Genomic DNA, 15,199 nt, shown 5'->3' with positions numbered 1-15,199 from the left:
CGTCGCGGGCGACGATGGAGAGTGCTGTGACTCACCCTGCGCGAGGGTCGACGGCGCTGATCTCTCCGGTAGAGTGGAAGCCCGTGGCAGAGCGCGCAGATCGACTCTCCGGGCGGTCGGACAACACGACCCGGCACATCTTCGTTACTGGAGGCGTTGCCTCCTCACTCGGCAAGGGCTTGACGGCCAGCAGCCTCGGGCGTCTTTTGCGCTCCCGGGGCATGCGGGTCACGATGCAGAAGCTCGACCCGTACCTGAACGTCGACCCGGGCACCATGAACCCGTTCCAGCATGGCGAGGTCTTCGTCACCGAGGACGGCGCCGAGACGGACCTGGACGTCGGCCACTACGAGCGCTTCCTGGACGTCGACCTCGTCGGCTCCGCGAACGTGACGACCGGCCAGGTCTACTCCCAGGTGATCGCCAAGGAGCGGCGCGGCGAGTACCTCGGCGACACCGTGCAGGTCATCCCGCACATCACCGACGAGATCAAGGCCCGCATGCGGTCCCAGGCGCACCCCGCCGTCGGGTCGCCGCCGGACGTGATCATCACCGAGATCGGTGGCACCGTCGGCGACATCGAGTCGCAGCCGTTCCTCGAGGCGGCACGCCAGGTGCGGCACGACCTCGGCCGCGACAACGTCTTCTTCCTGCACGTCTCCCTGGTGCCGTACATCGGCCCGAGCGGCGAGCTCAAGACCAAGCCCACGCAGCACTCGGTTGCGGCGCTGCGCTCGATCGGCATCCAGCCGGACGCGATCGTGTGCCGGTCGGACCGGGACATCCCCGAGTCGACCAAGCGCAAGATCGCCCTGTTCTGCGACGTCGACGTCGAGGCAGTCGTCACGTGCAAGGACGCGCCGAGCATCTACGACATTCCGAAGGTGCTGCACTCCGAGGGCCTGGACGCCTACGTGGTGCAGCGGCTCGGCCTGCCGTTCCGCGACGTCGACTGGGACAGCTGGGACGCGCTGCTGCAGCGCGTGCACGCCCCGGCCCACCAGGTCGAGGTCGCGCTCGTCGGCAAGTACATCGACCTGCCCGACGCGTATCTCTCGGTCACCGAGGCGCTCCGCGCCGGCGGGTTCCACCACGACACGCGCGTGGTCATCCGCTGGGTCACGTCCGACGACTGCCAGACCCCGGAGGACGCGGCCCTGGCACTCGAGGGCGTCGACGCCGTGCTGGTCCCCGGTGGCTTCGGGGTGCGCGGCATCGAGGGAAAGCTCGGCGCCCTGCGCTGGGCCCGTGAGCAGCAGGTGCCGACGCTCGGCATCTGCCTGGGCTTGCAGTGCATGGTCATCGAGTACGCCCGCAACGTGCTGGGGCTCCCGGAGGCGTCGTCCTCCGAGTTCGACACGAACCCCGCCGACCCGGTCGTCGCGACGATGGCCGAGCAGCTCGCGATCGTCGACGGCGCGGGCGACCTGGGCGGCACGATGCGCCTCGGCGCGTACCCCGCCGTGCTGAGGCCGGGCTCCGTCGTGGCGCAGGCCTACGGGACCACCGAGGTCTCCGAGCGTCACCGCCACCGCTACGAGGTGAACAACGCCTACCGCGACAAGCTCGAGGGCGCTGGTCTCGTGGTCTCGGGCGCGTCCCCGGACGACTCGCTCGTCGAGTTCGTCGAGCTGCCGCGTGAGGTGCACCCGTACTACGTCTCGACGCAGGCGCACCCCGAGTTCAAGTCGCGCCCGAACCGCGCGCACCCGCTGTTCGCCGGCCTCATCGGCGCGGCGCTCGAGCGGCGCGGCACGGACGAGGACTGACGTGGCCGAGTCCCACGCCGGCGGGGGCGAAGTGACGCGCGTCGCCGCGCCGGAGGGCCTGACGGATCTGCGGGCGCCCCGGCCCGTCACCGAGCACACGCAGATCCACGCCGGCAAGGTGTGGGACGTCGTGGGCGACGTGGTGGACCTGGGGCCGTCGCAGGTGCTGCGCGAGTACGTGGCGCACCCCGGCGCGGTCGCGGTCATCGCCCTCGACGACGACGACCGGGTGCTGCTGCTCTCGCAGTACCGGCACCCGGTGCGCACCGAGCTGTGGGAGCCGCCGGCGGGACTGCTGGACGTCGCGGGGGAGCCGCTGGTGGACGCCGCGGCACGCGAGCTCGGCGAGGAGGCGGACCTGCGCGCCGGCTCCTGGCAGGTGCTCGTGGACTACTTCTCGTCGCCGGGCGGCTCGGACGAGCGGATCGTCATCTTCCTGGCCCGCGACCTGTCGCCGGTGCCGGACGACGAGCGCTTCGCCCGCGAGGACGAGGAAGCCGAGATGGTGCCCGTGTGGGTGCCGTTGGACGACGCCGTCGAGGCGGTGCTGGGCGGTCGCCTGCACAGCCCGACGGCGGTGCTCGGCATCCTCGCCGCGTCCGCCGCGCGCGACCGTGGCTGGTCCACGCTGCGCGCTGCCGACGAGGTGGCCGTGGTGGGCTGAACCCGCCGCGGCACGAGAGCAGCAACGACGAAGGCCGGCCCCTGGGGGGCCGGCCTTCGTCGTGCGTGCGCCCTGACGGGGCGCCGAGGGGCGCGGGTCAGGCGACGGCGGGGGAGCCGACCCGTCCGGGGTCGTCTCCCGCCGTGTCCGGGAAGGTGGCCTGCGCGCGGGCCCGGAGGCTCACCAGGAACCAGGGGAGGGCGGCGGCGAGCAGCCCGGCGCCGAGCATGTGCACGCCGACGAGCAGTGCCGGCAGCCCGGTGAAGTACTGCACGTACCCGACGAGCCCCTGGGCCAGCGTGACCGCGGCCAGGAGGATCCCGGACCTGCGGACGGCGGCGGGGGCGCCCGTGCGCCACAGCGCGACGAGGATCACGGCGAGCACACCGCAGAAGACCCACACCGCGAGGGCGTGGAGTCGTGACATGAGCGCCGGGTCGACGGCGAACCGGTAGGCGACGTCGTCGTCCCCGCCGTGCGGGCCCGCGCCGGTGACGATGACGCCGAGGCTCAGCAGCACCACCGCGACACCGGCGAGCAGCCCCCCGGCGCGCACGATCGCGGGGCCCACCACTGTGTGGGCGGGGCCGTCGCCCTCGCGCTCACGGCGCAGCAGCAGCGTCGAGACGCTGATCAGCGCCAGGGAGATGAGCATGTGCACGGCGACCACCGCGGGGTGCAGGTCCAGGAGCACCGTCACGCCGCCCACCAACGCCTGCAGGGCGACCCCGAGCAGCGGGGCGAGCCCGAGCTTGCGGTAGCCGTCGTCACGGCTGCGGTTCGTCCACACCAGGTAGGCCACCGCGAGGGCGATCACGCCGAGCACGCCGGTGAGCGTGCGGTTGCCGAATTCGATGAACGAGTGGCCCGTCGCGGCCGCGTGCCGCACCGGGGTGAACGCGCCCGGCTCGCACATCGGCCAGGTGGAGCAGCCGAGCCCGGAGGCCGTCAGCCGCACCGCGCCGCCGGTGACGACGATGCCAATCTGGGCGACGAGGTTCGCGACGATCGCGCGGTGGCGCCACACGTCACGCCGCGTGGCGGGGAGGTCAGGGGCGACGAGGGCTGCGCTCACGCGGACCAGCGTACGTGCGGGCGGCACGCGAACCGCCCTTGCCGGGTGTGACATGCGGCGGTCCCAGCGGTCCCAGCGGTCCCAGCGGTCCCAGCCGTCCCAGCGGCCTCAGCGGCTGGTGGAGACGCGGTACTGCGCGTTGGCGAGCGGGACGAACACCGCGAGGATCAGCGCCGACCACATCAGCGTGTAGGCGACGGGGTGCTGCAGCGCCCAGCTCGTGGGCTCGGGCGTGCCGGCGGGGATGTTCCCGAAGAGCTCGCGCGCCGCCTGTGTGACGGAGGAGACCGGGTTCCACTCGGCGAAGGTCTGCAGCGGGGCCGGCATCGTGTCGAGCGGCACGAAGGTGTTCGCGACGAACGTGAGCGGGAAGATGATGATGAACGAGGCGTTGTTCACGACCTCTGGGCTCGGCACCAGCATGCCGACCCACGCGAAGATCCACGAGATCGCATAGGCGAACACGATGAGCAGTAGGTACCCCGCCGCGGCGTCCCAGAACGAGCTGGTGATCCGCCAGCCGACGACGAGGCCGGTGAGGGACATGACGATCAGCACCAGCACGTTGTTGATGACGTCGGAGAACGTGCGGCCGGTGAGGACCGCGGACGGGGACATCGGCAGGGATCGGAAGCGGTCGATGATCCCCTTCTTGACGTCCTCGGCGAGCCCCGCCCCGGTGATCGTGGCGCCGAAGATCACCGTCTGGGCGAAGATGCCGGCGATGAGGAACTGCCGGTACTCGTCGCCGTTGCCGCCCTCGATCGCCCCGCCGAACACGTAGGCGAACAGCAGGACGAACATGATCGGGGACAGCGTGGTGAAGACCAGCAGGTCGGGAACGCGCTTGATCTTGATGACGTTGCGCGTCGCGACGACCGACGCGTCGGCGACGACATGGGGCACTCTCATGACTGCCGTCCTTCTGTGTCGTCGGCGTCCTCGTCGTGCGTCGTGCGGCCGGTCAGGGAGAGGAACACGTCGTCCAGCGTCGGGCGGCGCAGGCCGATGTCGTCGAGTGCGATCGACGTCCCGTCCAGGACGCGCAGCGTCTCGGCGAGGGTCGAGGCACCACCGGCCACGGGCATCAGCAGCGTGCGCCTACCCGCGTCGAGCGTCGGTGGGCCGAGGCCGAGGGGGGCGAGCAGTCGCTCGGCCTCGGGGAGCTGGCTGCCGTCGGCCAGAGTGAGCTCGAGCCGCTCGCCGCCGACCTCGCGCTTCAGGTCGTCGGAGGTGCCCTGCGCGATGATCCGGCCGTGGTCGATCACCACGATCTCGTCGGCGAGCAGGTCCGCCTCCTCCAGGTACTGCGTGGTGAGCAGCAGCGTGGTGCCCTTGGCGACGAGGGTCTGGATGACGTTCCACATCTCGGTGCGCCCGCGCGGGTCGAGGCCGGTCGTGGGCTCGTCCAGGAAGATCACGGGCGGGTCGGCGACGAGCGCACCGGCCAGGTCGAGCCTGCGGCGCATCCCGCCGGAGTAGGTGCGCGTGGGCCGGTCGCCCGACTCGGCGAGTGAGAAGTTCTCGAGCAGCTCACGCGCGCGCGCCCGCGACGCGCGCCGCCCGAGGTGGTAGAGCCGCCCGATCATGACGAGGTTCTCGAAGCCGGTCAGGTACTCGTCGACCGCCGCGTACTGGCCGGACAGCCCGATGTGCCGGCGTACGCGCGCCGGCTCGGCGAGGACGTCGGCGCCTGCGACGGTGGCGCTCCCGGCGGTGGGGCGCAGCAGCGTGGTGAGGATGCGCACCACTGTCGTCTTGCCGGCGCCGTTCGGGCCGAGCAGCCCGAGCACGGTGCCGGTGGGCACTGTCAGGTCGACGCCGTCGAGCGCGACGACATCCCCGTACCGCTTGACCAGTCCCCGCGCGATGATCGAATCGCCCATGCGGGCGATGCTAGGCGCAACGTCCGACATGCGCGTTTTGGGAGGCATGTCGCGCCGTGGGCGGCCCGTCAGGCGGACAGGGCGCGCGGGGCTCCCGGAGGGGTGGTCAGTGCCAGCGGAAGAGCCGCGCGGCGCCCCATCCGAGGATCGCCGCCCAGGCGACGAGCACGGGCGCCGTCCAGCCGGGCACGCTGCCTGCCAGCAACGACTGGCGCAGGCCCTCCCCGAGGGCCCCCGAGGGCAGGAGCAGTGCGAGGTCGGCCAGTGGGCCCGGCAGCTGCTCCGCGGGGACCAGCACGCCGCCGCCGACGGCCAGGAGCACCAGCAGCAGGTTCGCCACCGCCAGCACGGCCTCGGAGCGCAGGGTCCCGGCGATGAGCAGCGCAAGCGAGGTGAACGCGGCGGTGCCCAGCACGATCGTGAGCAGCGCGAGGGGGATGCCGGCCGCATCGGGGCGCCAGCCGAGCGCCACGGCGATCGCGCCGAGCACCACGATCTGCACGAGCTCGACAGCGAACACCGCCAGGATCTTCCCCGCGAGCAGGCCCCCGCGCCCGAGCGGGGTGGTAGCGAGCAGCCGCAGCACCCCGTTGCGCCGGTCGAAGGCCGTGGCGATGGCCTGCGACGTGAAGGACGTGCTCATCACGGCGAGCGCGATGACGCCCGGGGCCACGAAGTCGATCCGGGTGGCGCCACCGGTCGAGAGCTCGACCAGGTCGCTGCGCGTGAGCCCGATGAGGATGAGCGCGGGCAGCGCGAGCGTCACCATGAGCTGCTCGGCGTTGCGCAGGATCGCCCGCGTCTCGAACGCCGTCTGCGACAACACGCGGCGCGCGGGGGTCGCGGCGCCGGCGGCGCGGCGGACATCGGTGACCGCGGTCATCTCAGGTTCCGTCCGGTCAGGTCGAGGAACACGTCCTCGAGGGTGCGGCGGCCCACGCTGGTGCTGGTCAGGAGCACGCCGCGGGCGGCTGTCCAGGCGGTGAGCGCGGCGAGCGTCTCCGGCGTGACCGAGCCGCTGAGCACGTACTCGCCGGGCGCTGGCTCCTGCACCACCGGCTCGGCGCCGGGCGTCGGGAGGGTGGGGGCGAGGGCTGCGGCGAGCGAGGCGACGTCGATCCCTGGGGTGGCCTCGAACCGCAGCGTCCGGTCGGCCGCCGCGGCCACCAGGTCGCGCACGCCGCCCTCGGCGATGACCTTGCCGTGGTCGACCACCACGACGTGGTCGGCCAGCGACTCCGCCTCGTCCATGAGATGGGTGGTGAGCACCACCGCGACGCCCTCGTCCCGCAGCTCGCGGACGAGCTCCCAGACGGCATGCCGGGACTGCGGGTCCATGCCCGCGCTGGGCTCGTCGAGGAACACGAGCGAGGGGCGCCCGACCAGGGCGATCGCGAGGGCGAGCCGTTGGCGCTGGCCTCCGGACAGCCGTCGGATCGTGGTCGCGGCGAAGTCGCCGAGCCCCAGCCGCGCCGCGAGCTCGGGGACGTCCCGGGGGGCGGCGTACATCGTGGCGACGTGCCGCAGCATGTCCAGCGCGCGGACGCCGGTCGGCAGGCCCGAGTCCTGCAGCATGACGCCGACCTGGGCGCGGAGCTCGCGGCCGTCGGCTCGCGGATCGAGCCCGAGCACGCGCACCGACCCCCCGTCGGGCGTGCGCAGGCCCTCGCAGCATTCGATGGTGGTGGTCTTGCCGGCGCCGTTGGGGCCGAGCACCGCCGTCACCTGGCCGGCCTCGGCGGTGAGGTCGAGCCCGTCCACGACAGCGCGGCCGCCATGCCGTTTGACGAGCCCACGGATCTCGACGGCGGGGGGTGCTGACACGGCGATGAGTCTAGGCGCAGCAGCATCCAGGGCAGGGAGGTCGCGACGTGGTGAGGCTCACCTTGCTTGCGAGGAACGATATTGGCAACAAGGATGTTGGCAATATCAAGGCCAGCGCCGACGTCTGGCAGTCCCACCGATCGGAGGTATGGATGAGCGCCGTCATGCCTGTCTCCCGAACGCACGCGTCTGTGCGTCCCTCCGCGCGCGCACGTGCGGTGTCGGTGTGGCAGCCCGTTGACGAGGATGTGGCGGACCACGAGGCGGGCACCCGGGAGCGGGTGCTGCAGATCGTCACCGCCGACGGCCCGGTCTCCGCGGCCGAGCTGGCAGCGGAGCTCGACCTGACGACGGCGGCCATCCGCCGCCACCTCGCCGTGCTCGAGGGCAACGGGCAGATCACGGTGCGCGAGGCGCAGGGCAGCGCGCCCGCGCGACGCGGCCGCCCTGCCCGCAGGTACGTCGTGACGAACCAGGGGCAGGCGGCCCAGCCGCACGCCTACTCGGGGATCGCCACGGAGGCCCTCCGCTTCCTCGCGGAGGTCGCCGGCCCGGACGCGGTCGAGGAGTTCGCCGAGCGCCGCGTGCGCGAGCTCGAGGAGCGCCACGGCGCGGCGGTCGAGGCCGCGGGCGACGACCCCGTGGCCCGAGTCCGCGCCCTGGCCGACGCGCTGGCCCACGACGGGTACGCCGCCACCGCGCGGCCGGTGCCCGGCGCCGCGGCGATCCAGCTCTGCCAGGGCCACTGCCCGGTGCAGCAGGTCGCCCAAGAGTTTCCCCAGCTCTGCGAGGCCGAGGCCCAGGCCTTCTCGCGGATGCTGGGTGTCCACGTGCAACGCCTCGCGACGCTGGCCGGGGGCGGCCACGTCTGCACCACGAACATCCCGACGATGACGACCCCTGCCCCCGCGGAAGGACGATGACATGAGCGCACCCACTGAGAGCGCTGCTAGCACCCCGTTGACCCAGGACGAGGCGATCGCCTCCATCGGGAACTACACCTATGGGTGGCACGACAAGGACGACGCGGGCGCCATCGCCCAGCGAGGGCTCTCCGAGGCCGTGGTCCGCAACATCTCCGCGCTCAAGAACGAGCCCGAGTGGATGCTCAAGACGCGCCTGAAGTCGCTGCGCCTGTTCGAGAAGAAGCCCATGCCGTGGTGGGGCTCCGACCTCACGGGCATCGACTTCGACAACATCAAGTACTTCGTGCGCTCGACCGAGAAGCAGGCCACCACCTGGGAAGAGCTGCCTGACGAGATCAAGGACACGTACGACCGGCTGGGCATCCCCGAGGCTGAGAAGCAGCGCCTCGTCGCGGGCGTCGCCGCGCAGTACGAGTCCGAGGTCGTCTACCACCAGATCCAGGAGGAGCTCGAGGAGCAGGGCGTCATCTTCCTCGACACCGACACGGCCCTGCGCGAGCACCCGGAGATCTTCCAGCAGTACTTCGGCTCGGTGATCCCCCCGGGCGACAACAAGTTCGCCTCGCTCAACACCGCGGTGTGGTCGGGCGGCTCGTTCGTCTACGTGCCGCCGGGCGTGCACGTCGAGATCCCGCTGCAGGCGTACTTCCGGATCAACACCGAGAACATGGGCCAGTTCGAGCGGACGCTGATCATCGCGGACGAGGGCTCGTACGTGCACTACGTCGAGGGCTGCACCGCCCCGGTGTACTCGTCCGACTCGCTGCACTCGGCCGTCGTCGAGATCATCGTCAAGAAGAACGCCCGCGTGCGCTACACGACGATCCAGAACTGGTCGAACAACGTCTACAACCTCGTGACCAAGCGGGCGACCGCTGCCGAGGGCGCGACGATGGAGTGGGTCGACGGCAACATCGGCTCCAAGGTCACCATGAAGTACCCGGCGATCTACCTCATGGGCGAGCACGCCCGTGGCGAGACGCTGTCGATCGCGTTCGCCGGCGAGGGCCAGCACCAGGACGCGGGCGCGAAGATGGTGCACGCCGCGCCGCACACGTCGTCCTCGATCGTCTCGAAGTCGGTGGCGCGCGGCGGTGGGCGCACGTCCTACCGCGGCCTCGTGCAGGTGCTCGAGGGCGCCGAGCACTCGGCCTCGAACGTGCTGTGCGACGCGTTGCTCGTCGACCAGATCTCCCGCTCCGACACCTATCCCTACGTCGACGTCCGCGAGGACGACGTGTCGATGGGGCACGAGGCCACGGTCTCGCGCGTGAGCGAGGACCAGTTGTTCTACCTGATGTCCCGCGGGATGACCGAGACCGAGGCCATGGCCATGATCGTGCGCGGCTTCGTGGAGCCGATCGCCCGTGAGCTGCCCATGGAGTACGCCCTCGAGTTGAACCGCCTGATCGAGCTGCAGATGGAAGGGGCCGTCGGCTGATGTCGACCACCACACAGGACACCAGCGGTCTGTCGACCGACCACAGCCAGGCCACCGCCGACGGCGCTCACAGCCACGGCCTCGTGCCGCAGGGCTCGCGTGCCGAGCGGCTCACGTCCTTCGACGTCGCCGACTTCCCCGTGCCCACGGGCCGCGAGGAGGAGTGGCGCTTCGCGCCCGTCGACCGGATCGCGCCGCTGTTCGGCGCCGACACCGACGGCGTGCTCACGGGCCACGGCGTGCTCACCACCGTCGTGGAGGCGCCCGAGGTCACCGTCGAGATCGTCGACCGTGACGACGCCCGCCTCGGCGCGGCCGGCCGCCCCGGCGACCGCGCCGCCGTCGCCGCCTGGGCCTCGTTCTCCCGCGCGACGGTCGTGACGATCCCGAAGCAGGCCGTCGCCACGAGCGCCACGTCGATCCGGGTGGAGGGCGTTGAGGGGCAGGACCCGCTCGAGCCCACCGGCGCGCACCTGCTGGTGCACGCGCAGGAGCTCAGCGAGGCCGTCGTCGTGCTCGACCACGTCGGGCAGGCGCTGCTCACCGAGACGGTCGAGGTCGTCGTCGAGGACGGCGCGCACCTCACGCTCGTCTCGGTGCAGGACTGGGCGCCGGGCACCGTGCACACCGCCTCGCACCGACTGCGCCTCGGCCGTGACGCCACGGTCAAGCACATCGTGGTCACCCTCGGCGGCGACGTCGTGCGGGTCACCCCCGACACGGAGTTCGTCGGCGAGAACGGCTCGGTCGAGATGCTCGGCGTGTACTTCGCCGACGCCGGCCAGCACCAGGAGCACCGGCTCTTCGTCGACCACGCCGTGCCCAGCTGCCGCTCGCGCGTCACGTACAAGGGCGCGCTGCAGGGCCAGGGCGCCCACGCGGTGTGGGTCGGCGACGTGCTGATCCGCGCCGAGGCCGAGGGCACCGACACCTACGAGCTCAACCGCAACCTCGTGCTCTCCGACGGCGCCCGCGCCGACTCGGTGCCGAACCTCGAGATCGAGACCGGCCTCATCGAGGGCGCCGGGCATGCCAGCGCGACTGGCCGCTTCGACGACGAGCAGCTCTTCTACCTGCGCGCCCGCGGCATCCCCGAGCTCGACGCGCGCCGGCTCGTGGTGCGCGGGTTCTTCGCCGAGCTGATCCAGCAGATCGGCGTCAAGGAGGTCGAGGAGCGCCTGATCGCCTCGATCGAGAACGAGCTCAACACGTCGATGAGCGTGCTTCCGTCTGCTGCCGAGCCGCACGTCGAGGGCGCGGAGGCAGGCGCCCAGACGGAGCACGCATGAGCGCCCAGCTGGCCTGTCTGACGGCCGACGTCCCCGTGGCCGGCGCCCTGCGCGTCGAGCTCGAGGGCGCGTCCGGCCGCGTCGAGGTCGCCGTTGTGCGCGACGAGGACGGCCAGCTGCACGCCATCAGCGACATCTGCTCCCACGGGGCCGTGTCGCTGTCGGACGGCGAGGTCGAGGGCTGCACTGTCGAGTGCTGGCTCCACGGCTCGCGCTTCGACCTGCGCACCGGCAAGCCGCTCAGCCCGCCCGCCGTGCGCCCCGTCCCTGTGTACCCCTTGACCGTCGACGGCGAGCGCGTGCTCGTCGATGTCGACGCGCCCCTGTGAGCTTTGAGGAGAACCTGAGTATGTCCACGCTTGAGATCCGCGACCTGCACGTCAGCGTCGAGACCAAGGAAGGCCCCAAGCCGATCCTGCGCGGCGTCGACCTGACGATCGCCAGCGGCGAGACCCACGCGATCATGGGCCCGAACGGCTCGGGCAAGTCGACGCTGGCGTACTCGCTGGCCGGCCACCCGAAGTACCAGATCACCTCGGGCACCGTGACGCTCGACGGCGAGGACCTGCTGTCCTTGAGCGTCGACGAGCGCGCCCGCGCCGGGATGTTCCTGGCGATGCAGTACCCCGTCGAGGTTCCCGGCGTCAGCGTCGCGAACTTCCTGCGGACCGCCAAGACCGCCATCGACGGCGAGGCGCCGCCGCTGCGGACCTGGGTCAAGGAGGTCCGTGGCGCCATGGACGCGCTGCGCATGGACTCGACGTTCGCCGAGCGCTCGGTCAACGAGGGCTTCTCGGGCGGTGAGAAGAAGCGTCACGAGATCCTCCAGATGGAGCTCCTCAAGCCGAAGTTCGCGATCCTCGACGAGACCGACTCCGGCCTGGACGTCGACGCGCTGCGCGTCGTCTCCGAGGGCGTCAACCGGGTGCGCTCGGGCGGCGAGGTGGGCGTCCTGCTCATCACGCACTACACGCGCATCCTGCGCTACATCACGCCGGACTTCGTCCACGTCTTCGTCGACGGCCGCGTTGCCGAGGAGGGCGGCCCGGAGCTCGCCGAGCGCCTGGAGAACGAGGGCTACGACCGCTTCCTGCCCAGCGGGAGCATCAGCGCCTGACGCGTCTCGACGCGACAGGTTGACACGACGACGACGGGAACTGCTGTGAACCCCATCCAGGACACTCCGACGCTCGGCCCCGCCGAGCTCGCGGCGGTGCGCGCCGACTTCCCGCTGCTCACCCGCACGGTGCGCGACGGTCGCGCGTTGGTGTACCTGGACTCCGGGGCGACCTCGCAGAAGCCCGAGGTGGTGCTCGACGCGGAGCAGGACTTCTACGTCCAGCGCAACGCGGCGGTGCACCGGGGCGCGCACCAGCTCGCCGAGGAGGCCACCGACGCGTTCGAGGCCGCCCGGGCGCAGGTGGCGTCGTTCGTGGGCGTCTCGCCCGGCGAGCTGGTGTGGACGTCGAACGCGACCTCGGCCATCAACCTGGTGGCGTACGCGATGTCCAACGCGTCGCTGGGCCGGGGCGGCGCCGAGGCGCGCGGGCTCGCGCTGCGGGCGGGCGACGAGATCGTCGTGACCGAGGCGGAGCACCACGCCAACCTCGTGCCGTGGCAGGAGCTCGCCGAGCGCACCGGCGCCACGCTGCGCTGGATCGGCGTGCACGACGACGGCCGGCTGCGGGTCGAGGACCTGGAGACGGTCGTCACCGAGCGGACCCGGGTGCTGGCGTTCACGCACGCCTCGAACGTCACCGGGGCCATCACCCCGGTGGCCCCGTTCGTCGCCCGGGCCCGCGAGGTCGGCGCGCTGACGGTGCTCGACGCATGCCAGTCCGTGCCGCACCTGCCGGTCGACCTGACGGAGCTGGGCGTCGACTTCGCGGCGTTCTCCGGCCACAAGATGCTGGGCCCCACGGGCGTCGGCGCGCTGTACGGCCGCCGGGAGCTGCTCGAGGCGATGCCGCCGGTCGCCACGGGCGGCTCGATGGTCGAGGTCGTGACCATGGAGCGCACCACCTACGCGCCGCCGCCGCAGCGGTTCGAGGCGGGCACCCAGATGGTCTCCCAGGCCGTCGGCATGGGGGCCGCCGCGAGCTACCTGGCCGAGCTCGGCATGGACGCGGTGGCCCAGCACGAGGCAGTCCTCACCCAGGCGCTGCTCGACGCGGTCGCCTCCGTGCCCGGCGTCCGGGTCCTCGGGCCCACGGACACCCGGGATCGGCTCGCTAACGTCTCCTTCGTGGTCGACGGCGTGCACGCGCACGACGTGGGCCAGGTGCTCGACGACGCCGGGGTGGCCGTGCGGGTGGGCCACCACTGCGCCCAGCCGCTGCACCGTCGGCTCGGGGCCACGGCGAGCACGCGGGCGAGCACCGCGGTCTACACGACGCTCGAGGAGATCGAGGTCTTCCGGGAAGCGCTGGCGGGGGTCCGGGCGTTCTTCGGACTGACGGACTCACCGGCTGTGCCGGTCGGCTAGGAGGACTCATGAGCACGGGCTCGATGGAGCAGCTGTACCAGCAGGTCATCCTCGACCATGCGCGGGCGCCGCACGGCAAGGGGCTGCTGGAGCCGGTGGCGACCGCTGGTGAGTCGCATCAGGTGAACCCCACCTGCGGCGACGAGGTCACCCTGCGGGTCGAGCTCGACACCAGCGTGCCCGGCTCGCCGCGCGTCGAGCGGGTCAGCTGGGAGGGTCAGGGCTGCAGCATCTCGCAGGCCTCCATCTCGGTGCTGCACGACCTGGTCACGGGCGCGGAGCTCGGGCAGGTCGACGACCTCGCCGGGACGTTCCGCGCGCTGATGCACGCACGCGGCGCCGGGCTGGACGACGAGGCGGAGGACACGCTCGGCGACGCGACGGCCTTCACCGGCGTCGCCAAGTACCCCGCACGGATCAAGTGCGCGCTGCTCGGCTGGGCCGCGCTGCAGGACGCCCTCATCAAGACGGGCGCCACCACATCTCAGGAGGACGCATGACCGCCACGAACCCGGCCCAGCCGACGACGGCCGCCGACGTCGAGGAGGCCCTCCGCGACGTCATCGACCCCGAGTTGGGCATCAACGTCGTGGACCTCGGCCTCGTCTACGGGGTCTCCATCGACCAGCAGAACAACGCCGTCGTGGACATGACGCTCACGTCGGCGGCGTGCCCGCTCACCGACGTGATCGAGGAGCAGGCCGCGCAGTCCCTCGACGGGATCGTCGACGGCTTCCGCATCAACTGGGTGTGGATGCCGCCGTGGGGCCCGGAGAAGATCACGCCTGACGGCCGCGAGCAGATGCGGGCCCTCGGCTTCAACATCTGACCCTCAGCCACAGGGCGGCCGCGCCGCGCTCGGGATCACCTGAGCGCGGCGCCGTCATGTGCGGGGCCGCTCAGAGCTGGGCTGCGGCGAATGTGTCGCATGCGGAGATGTCGCCGCGCTCGTACCCGGTGGTGAACCAGCGCTGCCGCTGCTCGCTGGAGCCGTGGGTCCAGGTGTCGGGGTTGACGCCGCCCGAGGACTGCGCCTGCAGGTGGTCGTCACCGACCGCGGCCGCCGCGGACAGGGCCTGCGCGAGCTCGTCGGCGCTGATCGGCTCGAGGAACACCACGCCGGTGTCCGGGTCGACGGTGCTCGACGCGTGGCCCGCCCACAGGCCCGCGTAGCAGTCGGCCTGGAGCTCCACCCGCACCGAGTCGGACTCCGCCCCGCCGCCCTGGCGGTCGGCGCTGGCCATCACACCCGTGAGGTTCTGCACGTGGTGGCCGTACTCGTGCGCCGTGACGTACATCTCCGCGAGCGGGCCGCCCGAGGCGCCGTACTGGCTCTGCAGGACATCGTAGAAGGCCAGGTCGAGGTAGATCGACTGATCGGGCGGGCAGTAGAACGGGCCGGTCGACGAGGACGCCTGCCCGCATCCGGTCGACGTGCCGCCGGTGAACGACTCGACCCCCGGCTCGGCGAACCCCGACGGCAACGCGGTCGCCCAGTAGGCGTCGAGCGCCTGGACGGTGGCGGACAGCCGGCATTGCGGGTCGCTGTTGGCCTGCTCGGCGGTGCAGGCGCCCACCTCGCCCTGCTCGCCGCCGCCTGAGCCGCCACTGGCGCCGAGGAGCTGGCTGGGGTCCGCGCCGGTCATGAGCGAGATGACGACGACCACCAGGAGCCCGAGGCCCCCGATGCCGCCGCCGATCGCCGCGCCCCGGCCGCCGCGACTCGTGCGGACCCGGCCGCCCTCGAAGCTGCCACCCTGGTTGAACGTCATCCGGCGAACCTAGCGGCGCCGCCCGAGACGCGCAGGTCGGGCGTCCAAGTCGGGCGTGCGAGGCGCGG

16 protein-coding genes are annotated in these 15,199 nt (G+C 72.0%); 10 read left to right on the top strand and 6 right to left on the bottom strand.

Annotated elements, in window-relative coordinates:
* The first annotated feature begins 83 nt into the window (after positions 1–83).
* Positions 84–1,769, top strand: coding sequence for a CTP synthase (locus tag BN3788_RS18350; RefSeq protein ID WP_066589325.1), 1,686 nt, complete (start codon positions 84–86; stop codon positions 1,767–1,769).
* A gap of 1 nt (position 1,770) precedes the next feature.
* The gene (locus BN3788_RS18345; RefSeq protein WP_390620162.1) at positions 1,771–2,433 is read left to right on the top strand and encodes an NUDIX domain-containing protein; all 663 of its coding nucleotides are present in this window, start codon (positions 1,771–1,773) and stop codon (positions 2,431–2,433) included.
* A gap of 97 nt (positions 2,434–2,530) precedes the next feature.
* Here BN3788_RS18345 and BN3788_RS18340 read toward each other — a convergent pair whose 3' ends face one another.
* The 5 genes from BN3788_RS18340 to BN3788_RS18320 form a co-directional block, all read right to left on the bottom strand.
* Positions 2,531–3,508: a COX15/CtaA family protein gene (locus tag BN3788_RS18340; RefSeq protein ID WP_234346722.1), complete on the bottom strand. Its 978-nt coding sequence runs from the start codon at positions 3,506–3,508 to the stop codon at positions 2,531–2,533.
* Positions 3,509–3,616: 108 nt separating this feature from the next.
* Positions 3,617–4,420 carry an ABC transporter permease gene (locus BN3788_RS18335; RefSeq protein ID WP_066589323.1) on the bottom strand — a complete coding sequence of 268 codons (804 nt, stop codon included), beginning with the start codon at positions 4,418–4,420 and terminating at the stop codon, positions 3,617–3,619.
* The gene (locus tag BN3788_RS18330; protein WP_066589319.1) at positions 4,417–5,394 is read right to left on the bottom strand and encodes an ATP-binding cassette domain-containing protein; all 978 of its coding nucleotides are present in this window, start codon (positions 5,392–5,394) and stop codon (positions 4,417–4,419) included. Before BN3788_RS18330 ends, BN3788_RS18335 begins: the two co-directional genes overlap by 4 nt.
* 106 nt (positions 5,395–5,500) lie before the next feature.
* Positions 5,501–6,277, bottom strand: a complete 777-nt coding sequence (locus tag BN3788_RS18325) for an ABC transporter permease (RefSeq protein WP_066589316.1) — start codon at positions 6,275–6,277, stop codon at positions 5,501–5,503.
* Positions 6,274–7,218: an ABC transporter ATP-binding protein gene (locus BN3788_RS18320; RefSeq protein WP_066589313.1), complete on the bottom strand. Its 945-nt coding sequence runs from the start codon at positions 7,216–7,218 to the stop codon at positions 6,274–6,276. The genes BN3788_RS18325 and BN3788_RS18320 overlap by 4 nt, the downstream gene beginning before the upstream one ends.
* Before the next feature lie 164 nt (positions 7,219–7,382).
* Here BN3788_RS18320 and BN3788_RS18315 point away from each other — a divergent pair, with 164 nt between their 5' ends.
* Genes BN3788_RS18315 through BN3788_RS18280 form a run of 8 tightly spaced genes read left to right on the top strand, consistent with a single transcriptional unit; the run spans position 7,383 to position 14,188 of the window.
* The gene (locus BN3788_RS18315) at positions 7,383–8,141 is read left to right on the top strand and encodes a helix-turn-helix transcriptional regulator (RefSeq protein WP_082813083.1); all 759 of its coding nucleotides are present in this window, start codon (positions 7,383–7,385) and stop codon (positions 8,139–8,141) included.
* A 1-nt stretch (position 8,142) separates the two neighbouring features.
* On the top strand, positions 8,143–9,585 hold the full coding sequence (gene sufB / locus BN3788_RS18310) for a Fe-S cluster assembly protein SufB (RefSeq protein WP_066589310.1): 1,443 nt from the start codon (positions 8,143–8,145) through the stop codon (positions 9,583–9,585).
* On the top strand, positions 9,585–10,874 hold the full coding sequence (gene sufD, locus BN3788_RS18305; protein WP_066589309.1) for a Fe-S cluster assembly protein SufD: 1,290 nt from the start codon (positions 9,585–9,587) through the stop codon (positions 10,872–10,874). Before sufB ends, sufD begins: the two co-directional genes overlap by 1 nt.
* Positions 10,871–11,203, top strand: coding sequence for a non-heme iron oxygenase ferredoxin subunit (locus BN3788_RS18300; RefSeq protein ID WP_066589308.1), 333 nt, complete (start codon positions 10,871–10,873; stop codon positions 11,201–11,203). The genes sufD and BN3788_RS18300 overlap by 4 nt, the downstream gene beginning before the upstream one ends.
* Before the next feature lie 20 nt (positions 11,204–11,223).
* Positions 11,224–11,991 (top strand): Fe-S cluster assembly ATPase SufC, encoded by a 768-nt coding sequence (sufC, locus tag BN3788_RS18295; protein WP_066589304.1) that lies wholly within the window; start codon positions 11,224–11,226, stop codon positions 11,989–11,991.
* Positions 11,992–12,036: 45 nt separating this feature from the next.
* Entirely contained in the window at positions 12,037–13,359 is a 1,323-nt protein-coding gene (locus tag BN3788_RS18290; protein ID WP_066589301.1) for a cysteine desulfurase, read from the top strand.
* A gap of 8 nt (positions 13,360–13,367) precedes the next feature.
* Positions 13,368–13,859, top strand: coding sequence for a Fe-S cluster assembly sulfur transfer protein SufU (sufU, locus tag BN3788_RS18285; RefSeq protein ID WP_066589298.1), 492 nt, complete (start codon positions 13,368–13,370; stop codon positions 13,857–13,859).
* Complete coding sequence (locus BN3788_RS18280) at positions 13,856–14,188, top strand: metal-sulfur cluster assembly factor (protein ID WP_066589295.1); 333 nt, start codon at positions 13,856–13,858, stop codon at positions 14,186–14,188. Before sufU ends, BN3788_RS18280 begins: the two co-directional genes overlap by 4 nt.
* Positions 14,189–14,258: 70 nt before the next feature.
* Here BN3788_RS18280 and ypfJ read toward each other — a convergent pair whose 3' ends face one another.
* On the bottom strand, positions 14,259–15,131 hold the full coding sequence (gene ypfJ / locus BN3788_RS18275) for a KPN_02809 family neutral zinc metallopeptidase (protein WP_066589293.1): 873 nt from the start codon (positions 15,129–15,131) through the stop codon (positions 14,259–14,261).
* Positions 15,132–15,199: the final 68 nt, after the last annotated feature.

It is taken from the genome of Cellulomonas timonensis (assembly GCF_900046455.1).
In the GTDB taxonomy this organism is placed as follows: domain Bacteria; phylum Actinomycetota; class Actinomycetes; order Actinomycetales; family Cellulomonadaceae; genus Cellulomonas_A; species Cellulomonas_A timonensis.
Note: the sequence above shows the minus strand (reverse complement) of the source record. Positions and strands in the feature narration are given on the sequence as shown.

Coding starts and splice junctions, on each gene's coding strand:
- BN3788_RS18335 (WP_066589323.1), bottom strand. CDS start 4,420: ATGAGAGTGCCCCATGTCGTCGCCGACGCGTCGGTCGTCGCGACGCGC.
- BN3788_RS18330 (WP_066589319.1), bottom strand. CDS start 5,394: ATGGGCGATTCGATCATCGCGCGGGGACTGGTCAAGCGGTACGGGGAT.
- BN3788_RS18325 (WP_066589316.1), bottom strand. CDS start 6,277: ATGACCGCGGTCACCGATGTCCGCCGCGCCGCCGGCGCCGCGACCCCC.
- BN3788_RS18315 (WP_082813083.1), top strand. CDS start 7,383: ATGCCTGTCTCCCGAACGCACGCGTCTGTGCGTCCCTCCGCGCGCGCA.
- sufB (WP_066589310.1), top strand. CDS start 8,143: ATGAGCGCACCCACTGAGAGCGCTGCTAGCACCCCGTTGACCCAGGAC.
- sufD (WP_066589309.1), top strand. CDS start 9,585: ATGTCGACCACCACACAGGACACCAGCGGTCTGTCGACCGACCACAGC.
- BN3788_RS18300 (WP_066589308.1), top strand. CDS start 10,871: ATGAGCGCCCAGCTGGCCTGTCTGACGGCCGACGTCCCCGTGGCCGGC.
- sufC (WP_066589304.1), top strand. CDS start 11,224: ATGTCCACGCTTGAGATCCGCGACCTGCACGTCAGCGTCGAGACCAAG.
- sufU (WP_066589298.1), top strand. CDS start 13,368: ATGAGCACGGGCTCGATGGAGCAGCTGTACCAGCAGGTCATCCTCGAC.
- BN3788_RS18280 (WP_066589295.1), top strand. CDS start 13,856: ATGACCGCCACGAACCCGGCCCAGCCGACGACGGCCGCCGACGTCGAG.
- ypfJ (WP_066589293.1), bottom strand. CDS start 15,131: ATGACGTTCAACCAGGGTGGCAGCTTCGAGGGCGGCCGGGTCCGCACG.